9 protein-coding genes are annotated in these 12410 nt (G+C 29.6%); 5 read left to right on the plus strand and 4 right to left on the minus strand.

Going from position 1 to position 12410, the window contains the following annotated elements; genetic code table 11:
- Positions 1 to 1647: a serine hydrolase gene (locus ACOQN8_RS13285; RefSeq protein WP_420553045.1), complete on the plus strand. Its 1647-nt coding sequence runs from the start codon at positions 1 to 3 to the stop codon at positions 1645 to 1647.
- On the opposite strand, the gene ACOQN8_RS13290 is transcribed toward ACOQN8_RS13285, so the two are convergent.
- On the minus strand, positions 1648 to 2421 hold the full coding sequence (locus tag ACOQN8_RS13290) for a sulfite exporter TauE/SafE family protein (RefSeq protein ID WP_420553046.1): 774 nt from the start codon (positions 2419 to 2421) through the stop codon (positions 1648 to 1650).
- A gap of 107 nt (positions 2422 to 2528) precedes the next feature.
- On the opposite strand from ACOQN8_RS13290, the gene acs reads away from it, so the two are divergent.
- Positions 2529 to 4436, plus strand: a complete 1908-nt coding sequence (gene acs / locus ACOQN8_RS13295; RefSeq protein ID WP_420553047.1) for an acetate--CoA ligase — start codon at positions 2529 to 2531, stop codon at positions 4434 to 4436.
- A gap of 220 nt (positions 4437 to 4656) precedes the next feature.
- On the opposite strand, the gene ACOQN8_RS13300 is transcribed toward acs, so the two are convergent.
- From ACOQN8_RS13300 to ACOQN8_RS13310, 3 genes are all read right to left on the minus strand, one after another.
- A complete protein-coding gene (locus ACOQN8_RS13300) occupies positions 4657 to 5340 on the minus strand; it encodes a response regulator (RefSeq protein WP_420553048.1) in 684 nt (227 codons plus the stop codon).
- Positions 5333 to 7348 (minus strand): tetratricopeptide repeat-containing sensor histidine kinase, encoded by a 2016-nt coding sequence (locus tag ACOQN8_RS13305; protein WP_420553049.1) that lies wholly within the window; start codon positions 7346 to 7348, stop codon positions 5333 to 5335. Before ACOQN8_RS13305 ends, ACOQN8_RS13300 begins: the two co-directional genes overlap by 8 nt.
- Before the next feature lie 74 nt (positions 7349 to 7422).
- On the minus strand, positions 7423 to 7677 hold the full coding sequence (locus tag ACOQN8_RS13310; RefSeq protein ID WP_420553050.1) for a hypothetical protein: 255 nt from the start codon (positions 7675 to 7677) through the stop codon (positions 7423 to 7425).
- A 1538-nt stretch (positions 7678 to 9215) separates the two neighbouring features.
- Here ACOQN8_RS13310 and ACOQN8_RS13315 point away from each other — a divergent pair.
- The 3 genes from ACOQN8_RS13315 to ACOQN8_RS13325 all read left to right on the plus strand — a co-directional run bounded on the left by ACOQN8_RS13315 (position 9216) and on the right by ACOQN8_RS13325 (position 12387).
- Positions 9216 to 9983, plus strand: coding sequence for a hypothetical protein (locus ACOQN8_RS13315; RefSeq protein WP_420553051.1), 768 nt, complete (start codon positions 9216 to 9218; stop codon positions 9981 to 9983).
- 110 nt (positions 9984 to 10093) lie between these two features.
- Positions 10094 to 11935: a sodium:solute symporter family protein gene (locus ACOQN8_RS13320; protein ID WP_420553052.1), complete on the plus strand. Its 1842-nt coding sequence runs from the start codon at positions 10094 to 10096 to the stop codon at positions 11933 to 11935.
- Positions 11932 to 12387, plus strand: coding sequence for a GNAT family N-acetyltransferase (locus ACOQN8_RS13325; RefSeq protein ID WP_420553053.1), 456 nt, complete (start codon positions 11932 to 11934; stop codon positions 12385 to 12387). Before ACOQN8_RS13320 ends, ACOQN8_RS13325 begins: the two co-directional genes overlap by 4 nt.
- The last annotated feature ends 23 nt before the right edge of the window (positions 12388 to 12410 follow it).

Raw genomic sequence — 12410 nt, forward strand, 5'->3', positions numbered from 1 at the left:
ATGAGAAACATAATTAAATACGGAATTGTTGTTCTTTGTTTTATGCTTACAGGCATAATAACAGCTCAAAACTTAGAACAAAAAATAGATGATATTTTAAAGAAAGACTTTAAAAGTAGCAAAGCTGGAGTTGCTGCCCTGGTAGCTAAAGGCGGAAAAGTTATTTATAGAAAAGCATTTGGAAAAGCTAATTTAGAATTGGATGTAGATATGATTCCGGAAAATGTTTTTGAAGTGGGGTCTATAACAAAGCAATTTACTTCGGTTGCTATTTTAATGTTATTAGAAGAAGGTAAACTAAGCTTAGAGGATGATATAACTAAGTTTATTTCTGATTATCCAACTCATGGAAAAAAGATAACAATTCATCATTTATTAACACATACTTCAGGTATTAAGAGTTATACTTCAATGAAAGAGTTTGGAAAAGTAGCTACACTTCATAAAAAACCTTTAGAATTTATAGATTTCTTTAAAAATGAACCAATGAATTTTGAACCAGGGGAGAAGTATAAGTATAATAATTCAGGTTATTTTCTTTTAGGTTATATAATAGAAAAAGCTAGTGGAATGACCTATCAAAAGTTTATCAAGGAAAGAATTTTTGATAAACTAAATATGAACTCATCGTATTATGGAAGTCAAACGGAGTTAATTAAAAATAGAGCGTATGGGTATAATCGAAGAGGTGATGTATTTTCTAATGCGCAATATATAAGCTTAACTTTACCCTATGCAGCAGGATCAATTATGTCTAATGTAGATGATATGCTAAAATGGCAAACGGCTATAACAAATAATACATTGGTAAAAAAAGAGACAATAACTAAGGCTTTTAAAAATTATATTCTAAACAATGGAAAAAAGATAAATTATGGATATGGTTGGAGTTTAGATGAAATCAAAGATATTCCAACAATAGAACATGGAGGTTCTATACCAGGATATAAATCAATGGGAATTTATGTGCCAAGTAAAAACGTATATGTAATAGCATTCTCAAACTGTGGATGTATTTCACCAAGGAACAGCGCTACAGAAATAGCGGCTTTGGTAATAGGTAAACCTAAGTTTGATAAAAAGAACGTGGTTAAATTATCGAATGAAGAATTAAAAAAATGGGTTGGAGCCTATCAATTTGATAATGATGTTGTAAGATATATTACATTAAAAGATAATCAATTGTATAGTAAAAGAGAAGGTAGTAGTAAAGATTTTAAAATTTATCCAACCTCAGCAACTAATTTTTCTTTTGAAGATGGATTTATAGAATATGAATTTTCTGATAAAAGAGGGAAAAAAGAAGCACTTTTCAAGAATAGAATTAATAAAGAAAAAGGAGTATGGGTAAATAAAAAAGCTCCAAAAGAGAAAAAAGAAATAAAAGTAGCAGCTGATATTTTAAAAAAATATAAAGGAGCTTATGAGTTACAACCGAATTTTATAATTACAATAAGAACTAAAAATAACCAAATATTTGCACAAGCAACAGGACAGCCAGAGTTTGAAATATTTGCAGAGACTAATAATAAATTCTTTTTAAAAGTAGTAAAAGCAAGTATAGAATTTCATACTAATGATGAAGGAGTAGTTGATGCATTAACCTTATATCAAGGAGGAAGAGCAATGAAAGCGAAAAAGAAATAGTTAAAACAAGTATTTAAGTAAAATACGAATACTAACAAAGGCAATCAGTAAAGCGGTTGCCTTTTTTAATTGAATAGGACTAAATAGTCTGGTGCTCATTCTACTACCAATTTGACCACCAATAAAAACAGTGATTAATAAAATAGAAGTCAAATGCCAATTGATTGTAAATTCAGGATTTGTATACTGTCCAATTAATCCAGCAATAGAATTTAATAAAATAAAAAAACTAGCAGTGGCGGCAATTTTTTTAGGGCTATCCCAATTAGTTAAATGAAGTAAAGGTGCTAAGAAAATTCCACCGCCAATACCTACCATACCAGAAATAAAACCAATAATACCACCATAACTAGCATTTTTAGAAATACTTAAAGATTTCGACTCAGCTTCAGAAGAAACTATTTTTTTAGAAATCCACATGGTAATCGCAGCAAATAACAAAGTAAACCCTAGAAGTATAAAAAAGAAGGTTTTACTTATGCGTAAATAGCCTCCAATAAAAGCTAAAGGAACGCTAAATAATACTAATGGAAGTACTTTTTTCCAATTGTATTTTTTACTTTGGATGTATAAAAAAACATTTCCACTTACAACCATAATATTACACAATAAAGCCGTAGCTCTAATTTGAGAAAAAGCTAAACCAGTTAGTGCTAAAATGGCTAAATAACTTGAACCTCCACCAAAGCCTACAGATGAGTATAACACAGCAACTGTAAAGAATAACAAAACAATATGCCAGTTTTGTAAAAATGTTAGTATGAGAAAATCCATAGAAAATCGAAAATAATAAAATAGCATTTCTTAAAAGCTTTTTTAGATAAAAACTATTATAAAATTTTAAAAAATTGTAGATTAGTTCGCCAAAAAAATAGCAAATAATGAGTAACTACCATGTAAAAACCTTAGAGGAATATTTTCAAGTTTACAGAAGATCAGTACGAAACCCTGAATTATTTTGGGAAGAAATAGCAGAAGAACACTTCGTTTGGAGAAAAAAATGGGATTCTGTTTTAGAATACGATTTTTCAAAACCAGAAGTAAAATGGTTTGATGGAGCAGAATTAAATATAACAGAAAACTGTATTGACCGTCATTTACAAATTAGAGGAGATAAAACAGCGATTCTTTTTGAACCCAATGACCCCAAAGAAGCAGCTGAACATATTACCTATAAAGAATTATATAAGAGAGTATGTAAGTTTGCTAATGTTTTAAAAGAAAATGGGGTACAAAAAGGAGATAGAGTTTGTATTTATTTACCAATGATTCCAGAGTTAGCTATCTCTGTATTAGCATGTGCTAGAATAGGAGCGGTGCATTCGGTAGTATTTGCAGGTTTTTCATCAACAGCATTATCAACTAGAATAAATGATTGTGAAGCGAAAATGGTAATTACTTCTGATGGATCTTACAGAGGAGCAAAAACAATCGATTTAAAAGGAATTGTAGATGAAGCGTTGAATGATTGTGAGTGTGTTGAAACAGTATTAGTAGCAAAAAGAATTAATACTGACATTCAAATGAAAGAAGGTCGCGATAAATGGCTACAACCATTATTAGAAGAAGCGTCAGATTTTTGTGAACCAGAAATTGTAAAAGCAGAAGATCCTTTATTTATCTTATATACTTCAGGTTCAACAGGAAGCCCAAAGGGAATGTTACATACTACAGCGGGATATATGATATATTCAGCATATACTTTTAAAAATGTATTTAATTATAAAGAAAATGACGTGTATTGGTGTACTGCCGATATTGGTTGGATTACAGGACATAGTTATATAGTTTATGGTCCTTTAGCTAATGGTGCAACTACAGTAATGTTTGAAGGAGTGCCAAGCTACCCAGATTTTGGACGTTTTTGGGAAATAGTAGAAAAACATAAGGTAAATCAGTTTTATACAGCACCAACGGCTATTAGAGCTTTAGCAAAGGAAAAGTTAGAATTTGTTGATAAGTATGATTTATCTTCTCTAAAAGTTTTAGGAACTGTAGGAGAACCTATAAATGAAGAGGCATGGCATTGGTATAATGACAATGTAGGAAAAAAGAAAAGCCCTATTGTAGATACTTGGTGGCAAACAGAAACTGGCGGAATGATGATTTCTCCAATACCTTATGTGACTCCAACAAAACCAACCTATGCAACATTACCATTGCCAGGAGTGCAATTAGCGTTAATGGATGAAAATGGAAAAGAAATAGTAGGAAATCAAGTAGATGGACGCTTGTGTGTAAAATATCCATGGCCATCTATGGCAAGAACTATTTGGGGAAATCATCAGCGTTATAAAGACACCTATTTCTCTGCTTTTGAAAATAAGTATTTTACAGGAGATGGAGCCTTACGTGATGAAGTTGGTTATTATAGAATAACTGGTAGAGTAGATGATGTAATTATTGTGTCAGGACATAATTTAGGAACAGCACCAATAGAAGATGCTATCAATGAGCATCCAGCAGTAGCAGAGAGTGCTATTGTAGGATATCCACATGATGTAAAAGGAAATGCATTGTATGGTTATGTAATATTAAAAGATGTAGGAGAAGGAAGAAATCATGATAATTTACGTAAAGAAATTAATCAGATTATAACTGAGCATATTGGACCTATTGCCAAATTGAATAAAATCCAATTCACGATTGGATTGCCAAAAACACGTTCAGGTAAAATTATGCGAAGAATTTTACGTAAAATAGCGCATAACGAGTTAGATAATTTAGGAGATGTTTCTACCTTGTTGAATCCTGAAGTAGTACAAAGTATTATCGACGAACGCCTATAAAAACTTCAAATAAAATATTTATAGCTACAGTTTAATATAGTATTGAACTGTGGCTTTTTTATTGTTGAAAAAATAGAATAGAAGTTTTAAAGTAAAAGTACCTTAAAAACTAAACAGAGCATAAGTGTAGGGAAAGGGGATGACTATACTCATGGGGGACGCACTAACTTCTTTTAAATGGGTTAGTATGAGGTAGACGGGTTAAAAGTGCTTAAAAAGCTTAAATAAAGCCTTTATCTCTAGCCATTAAGATAAGATCTTTATCGTCAGAGCTATTTACACCAAACATTTGTTTGATTTGACGTTTTCTTTTTTCAATACCAGCAAAAGAAAGCGGGATGATGTCAGGTAAATCTTTCATTTTAGTACCAATAGACAATTCATATAACATTTTTCTGTCCCAATCGTCAATTAGATACTCACTGGTAACTTCGTTTCTAAGAAGTTTAGTAATGGTTTTACTATAGTAAGGAGGATCGTTTAGTACTTCTTGTATAGCAGTTACCAATTCTTGAGGAGTAATGTCATTTTTAACTAAAAAACCATCAGGATTAATGTTTTTAAAAATACTATGAACCCTATAGTTATCGTTAAAAGTAGTAGAAACAATTATCCTAGCGTCAGGCAACATTGCGTTTATTTTTAAACCTAAGTCCTCACCAGATAAAATAGTACCATCGGAAGAAGCGGGTAATCGCATATCTAAAAAAATGATATCTACCTTTTTAGAAATATCAGCATGTTGCTTTATAAGATCATAAGCGGTGTCGCAATTATGAGCAACATGTATTTCAAATGTAATGTGTTCGTTTTGTTGATCAATGTAATTAAAAGCACTTTTGTAGGCTTCAGAAATTAATGGATGATCATCAATAATTAAAGCAGTGTATTTTTTACTATTCATTATTCATTTTATAAGGGGTTGTAATTAATAGGGCAGTACCTTTATCTACTTCCGATAAAAACTGTACTGTACCGTTTAATTTTTCTACTCTCGATTTTATGTTTTTCATTCCAATACCTTTTTTACCTTTTTTGGGGTTAAAGCCAACGCCGTCGTCTTTTAAATTGATAATTAGGTTTTGGTTTTCGTTAGAGAACACTAAAGTAACGTTTTTTGCTTTTGCATGTTTTATAATATTTTGCAAAGCTTCTTGTATAATTCTATAAACATTGGCTTTGGTAACTTCATTAATGTCTTTCCAAGCAATATTTTTATCAAAAGAAAACTTATAATTAAAGTTACCAATGATGCTTTTATCTTTTAATAATTGTTCAATAATACTGGTAAAGTTAATATTAGAACTATCAAAATTATCGCTTAGTCTATGAGAAACTTCTCTAATTTCTTTTTCAATTTCTTGTAATTCGTTTAAAAGAGATTGGTGTTTTTCAAGTGTTTGATCATCACCTTTAAGAGGTAAGAATCCTAAACCAAAACGTGTACCGAAGAGTTTTCCAAGAATACCATCGTGTAATTCTTCTGAAATTCGGTTACGCTCTTTAACTTTTTCTTCTTCAAGTTTTGCTTGTTGTTGTAGTGTTAATACATATACTTCCTCATTAGCTTTTTGCTGTTCAGCTTCTAGGCGAAGTTTTTCGTTTTTTACCTTTTGAACACGTAAAAAATAAAGTAAGCTTAAAATAAGAATACCACCAATACTAGTAACTATTATCCAAATACGTTGTTGATTTAAACGTTTGGTTTCTGCAATATATTCATCGGTTTCAAACTCAATACGGGTAAATTTATTTTGTATTCTACGTTCAGCACTAATCAAACTATCATTAAACTCTATGTAGCGATCTAAATATTTTTTAGAATTTTGTTTGTCTAAATTGGCAAGTTGATTTAAAGTAGTTAAATAATCACCACCGTTTTTTATTTGTTTGGCTAGTGTGTTGGCTTCTTTAGCATATTTTAAGGCATTGATGGTATCTTTAATATATTTATAATAATCAGATATAGATATCTTTGAACTTAAAATATTAGTTTTATCTCCTATGCTATCTCGGATTGTTAAAGCTTTAAAAAAATCTTTTTTAATACTAGTGGTATCTTTCATTAATAGTTTGCAATAAGCTCTATTATTTAAAAGTCTAGCTAAGTTTTGTTTTTGTTTATTAATTTTAAGAGCTTTATTATAATATTCTATGGCTTTATGGTAATCTTTTTTCTTAAAATGTGCCCTACCAATGTTATTTAATAATATTTCGTAATATTTATTTTTGTATTCTGTTTTATTTAAGTAAAAAATAGCTTTAGAATAATAGAATAGAGCTCTATCATATTTTTTAATATCATTTTGTAAAAAACCTAAATGATTGTATGCCCTGTAGAGTCTTTTAAAGTCCTTTAATTCTTTAAATAATTCTATAGCTTTAATATTTAGGACTTCACTACCAGTATAATCTCTATTAAAACCTTTAATCCTAGCCATTCCATATAGTATTTCAGCAGCTTCCTTTTTATAATCTTCTTTTATGAAATTTTCGTAGGCTTTGTTAAAATGAAAATAGGCTTTGTCGAAAATTTCAAGGCGTAGGTAGTATGTAGCATAATTCCAATGGGCGTCACCTGTAGCGTATGTATGCTTGTTTCTTATAGCAGAGTTTAAGGCTTCTTTATTTATTTTAAAAAATGAAGTAGTATCTTTCAAATTGTAATATTCATAAGCAATTGAACTTAGCTCTAACGGAAGAGGTTTGTTTTTGCTTAAAACATATTTATAAGATTTTTTTAAAAGTTGAGACTTGGAAGTACTGTCTAATTTTTTATTCTTTACCTTTTTTAGCCAAATTTTAATACTGTCGTTTTCTAATTGAAGATATTTTTCAGAGGCAGAAAAACACGTTATATTTCCTAAATATAATGAAAGTATAAAAGCAAGTATTGTTTTAAGAGGTTTCAATAGTTGTTGGTTTTAAGCAAATCTAAAAAAAAAGCCCTTAACATTTGTTAAAGGCTTTTGTATTTATAAAAGAATTAATTTCCTTTTCCACCATCACCATCACCGTCAGTTCCATCGTCACCACCTGTATCTTGGTTGTTACCACCACCAGTATTGATACCAGAGTCTCCATTTTGAGTATTTCCACCGTCTCCTGGAAGTCCAGTGTTGGTAGTAGTTAATTCTATGTTATTAGTTTCAGGAACTAAATCGTCTTTTGTTAAGTCTGTACAACTAGTTGTTAAAAGGATTAGCATGCTGATTAGTAAAGTAGTTTTTAAAGTTTTCATAATTTTCAATTTTTAATATTTGACATTAGTTTTCCATGCCGCATATGCAGCTGTTATAGTATCGAATTGGTTATGTTCGATTATTTTAGCCTCGGAAAAATCAAGGCAATAGTCATCTAGCCCAAGAAATTTGGGTAGTTTGTAGAATTAAGTTGATATGGAACATCAACTCGTGAAGACTTATTACTACTAAGGCCTATTGAGTACAACAGACTTCAGGAATTCTACTTTGTCATAATAAAGGAAGCGTTTTGCAATTTTTTAATGAACGCTAGTTGATTCTATCACTAAAATAGTGACATAGATTGTGTAAACGAACACAATTTTAGTAAGCGTTGTTGTTTAATGAGTAAACGTCCTTTTTCATTTAGTTTGTGCAATTTTAATGTTTTCATAGCTTTCAATTTCGTCCAATTAAGATAGTGAAAAATAACGAATTGTACAAGTTTTTTGTGCTTTTTTTTACTGTGTTCGTTTTTGTTTCTTTTCATAAAAAAAGGCGCCCTTTTCAAGGCGCCTTTTGTATATATACTATATTATTGATTTGTTGCTAACTCATCATTAAATATTGCTTTTTACAATAAACATCCTTACTCATTTTTATGTAACTGCCATCTCCTCCTTTAGATAGTCTTTCGATCATTGGGTTTAAATAAAATAGTTTCATAATTTTTAAATATTAATTTGTTAAATAATCACTCAAATACCTTTCAAATGATTACGATACAAATATACAAAATGTTTTGATATAAACAAGAAAAATCAATAGTTATTTTATTGATTTTCAATATGTTAGGTTGTTTTTAAGGTGTAGGGGGCCTGTCCAGATATTATCTAGATTTTAGCTTGTTAGCAACAGTTTGTAGTTCAGTTGTTTATGAGTCAAGGTTTACTTTTTATATGTTTAAATTAAAATGCCAATATTTTTAAAAAAATTATAAAAAAAAGCGTCCAATTTAAGTTGGACGCTTTATATAGTGTTATTTTTATGCTAAATCATATTCGAAAATTGTCAGAAATAAACATATTACGTCCGCTTTTGTAAAATTGCCCATCAACAACTTCACGAAAACTACAAGTTGGCTTCATTAGCCAAATAGCGATATGTAAATTTATTTTCATCATAAGCAGCAAATATACATTATTTTTTGAAATGTTAAGAAAATGCTAATTAACAAAGATAAATGTTTGTAAAACAAAGGTTTTGACAAGTGTAAATAAAAAGTAAGTGAAACACTTACTAAAAGTAAGTGAAACACTTACCAAGTTGTTGAAATCATAAAATATCTTTGTCTTGGTTAAAAATTAAGCTCTTAAGTGAGTTAGATATGAATGGGGGTTCGTATCGCGTCGTCAGGGAAAATTATATGAAAAAAGAAAACAAAATGAGTGTTTTACTCTAACCGAAGTAAAAAACTAAAAAATGCAATGTCACAAAAACGCCTAATTGGGCGTTTTTTGTTTTTTATATTCATAAACTTATGTAAGTTTACCTTCAATATACGACGTATGTTGCATCAACATAAACATTATTTAAAATGAAAAAACTAGTTTTATTAATAGCTATTGCTATTGTTTCTATAGGATGTAAGAATGAATCTAAAAAAGAAACTCAAAAAGAAGAAGCTACATCAACTGAAGTTAAAGAGAAAAAATTTCCTGAAGAATTAACAGAGGTTTTCAAAAAGCATGGAGGAATTGAGGAGTGGAATAAAATGAAAACGTTATCATATACTTTAAATAAGGAAGAACATACAATTGACTTACATTCAAGAAAAACAGTAATTAATTCACCTGAATACTCTTTAGGATATAATGGAAAAGATGTATGGGTATCTGATACTACTGCTTATAAAAAAGATCCAAAGTTTTACTATAACTTATATTTCTATTTTTATGCAATGCCTTTTGTATTAGCAGATGATGGAATAGTTTATTCTGAAACAAAACCAATAGAGTTTGAAGGAAAAAAATACCCAGGAGTTAAAATATCTTATAAAGGAGCTATAGGTTCTTCTCCAGATGATAACTATTTTATATATTACGATCCAACAACTAAAGAAATGACTTGGTTAGGGTATACAGTTACTTATTTTAGTAAGAAACCATCTGATAAGTTTAGTCTAATTAGATATAATGATTGGGAAAATGTTAACGGTTTCTTATTACCAAAATCAATAACTTGGTACCAGAAAAATGAAGAAGGGAATCCTACTGTTCCAAGAGGAGAACCAACTGAATTTAAATTACCATTATTAAGTCAAGCATCATTGGCTGATAGTTTTTTCGATAAACCAAACAAATAAATGAGTCAACAAAAATATACTTGGAAAAAAGAGTACACGCTAGTACTGTTTGCAAACCTGATTTATATATCAATATTTTACATTATTACAAATTTATATACTAGTTAATTATGCAAACAATTGATTGGATTGTACTCTCTTTAACATTATTGTTTATTGTATTTTATGGTGTTTGGAAAACACGAGGAAGCAAAAATGTAGAAGAGTATATTAAAGGTGGAAACGAAAGTAAATGGTGGACTATAGGTCTATCTGTAATGGCAACTCAAGCGAGTGCCATTACTTTTTTATCAACTCCTGGACAAGCATTCCATAGTGGAATGGGCTTTGTGCAATTCTATTTTGGACTGCCTATTGCTATGGTTATTATTTGCTTAGTTTTTATACCTATCTATCATAAATTAAAGGTTTATACGGCCTATGAGTATTTAGAAGGTCGTTTTGATAAAAAAACAAGAACGCTTACCGCAATTTTATTTTTAATTCAAAGAGGTTTAGCAGCAGGGATTACCATTTTTGCACCAGCCATTATTTTATCGGCTGTTTTAGGATGGGATTTGATAACGCTAAATATTATCATAGGATTTTTAGTAATTGTTTATACAGTTTCTGGAGGAACCAAAGCAGTAAGTGTTACACAGAAGCAACAAATGGCTGTAATTTTTGCAGGAATGTTTATTGCTTTTTACCTTATACTTCAATACTTACCTGATGGAATTACATTTACAAAAGCTTTAGAAATAGCAGGTGCTTCAGATAAAATGAAGGTGCTTGATTTTTCTTGGGATTTGAACAATCGTTATACAGTTTGGACAGGTATTTTAGGAGGTACTTTTTTAATGCTTTCTTATTTTGGTACTGATCAAAGTCAGGTACAACGATATTTATCAGGAAAGTCAGCTAGAGAAAGTCAATTAGGATTAATTTTTAACGGTTTGTTAAAAGTTCCAATGCAGTTTTTTATTCTGTTAGTAGGGGTAATGGTATTTGTTTTTTATCAGTTTAATGCTTCGCCTTTAAACTTTAATCCAAAAGCAAATGAAGTTGTTGAGAAATCTCAATACGCTAATGAATATAAAGAACTACAACTAAAGCATATTCAAATAGAGAATAGCAAAAGGACATTAATATTTGAAGGTTTAACAGAAGAGAACAAAAAACAACTTCAAGAGTTAAATGAACAAGATAAGAGTTTAAAAGCTGATGCAAAAGCTATAATTAAAAAGGCAAATACAGAGGTAGAAACAAATGATAAAGACTATGTTTTTATTCATTTTATATTGCATAATTTACCTAAAGGATTAATAGGTTTATTACTGGCTGTAATCTTATCGGCAGCTATGTCGTCTACAGCATCAGAATTAAATGCTTTAGCATCTACCACAGCAATCGATTTATACAAACGTAATGTAACTAAAGAATATAGTGAAGAGCATTATGTAAAAATGTCTAAATGGTTTACGTTAGGGTGGGGATTGTTAGCTATTCTAGTTGCTTGTGTCGCCAATTTATTTGATAATTTAATCCAGTTAGTAAATATTATTGGATCCATTTTTTATGGAAACGTATTAGGAATTTTCTTGTTAGCATTTTTCTTTAAAAAAGTAAAAGGAAATTCGGTATTTGGAGGTGCGTTGTTGACACAGATTATAATTTGCTTAATATATTACTTTGGTATTTATAAATTAGAGCAAGAAGGAGGACAGTCAATAATAAGTTATTTATGGTTAAACTTTATAGGTTGTATTTTAGTTCTATATTTCTCTCTAATATCTATTATAAAATCAATAGATAAGAAAAGTAAAATTATTTTATTATTGATTTCAATAGGTATTTTAAAGATTATTTACGATTTGTTTAATGATAGTCCATTAAGTGTATTGCATGTAGTTTATTTAATAATCTTATTTATTTACCTTGGATTTATTAATGTTGAAAAAGATAAAGAATGATTACAACAAGAAAAGCAAATTTAGAAGACTTACCTATTTTACTCGATTTTGAACAAGAGTTGATTAAGGCAGAGCGCCCTTTTGATGAAACCTTAAAAGAAGGAAAAATATCTTATTATGATATTAAAGCTATGATTTTATCTGATGAAGTTGAGGTAATGGTAGCAGTTGAAAACGATGAGATAATAGGCTCAGGTTATGCTAGAATTGTGATACCAAAATCGTACTTCAAATTTGATAAGTTTGCTTATTTAGGTTTTATGTATGTAAAAGCTACTCATAGAGGAAAAGGAGTGAACAAAAAAGTAGTTGAAGCTTTAAATACATGGATACTTTCGAAAAATGTTTCTGAAGTAAGACTTGATGTATATGCAGAAAATCATGGAGCAATTAGAGCTTACGAAAAAGTAAATTTCAAAAAGAACTTGATAAATATGAGAATGAGTTTATAAGAAGTGTTATTTCTTATAAACTC

Source organism: Tenacibaculum aiptasiae (assembly GCF_965221665.1).
In the GTDB taxonomy this organism is placed as follows: domain Bacteria; phylum Bacteroidota; class Bacteroidia; order Flavobacteriales; family Flavobacteriaceae; genus Polaribacter; species Polaribacter aiptasiae.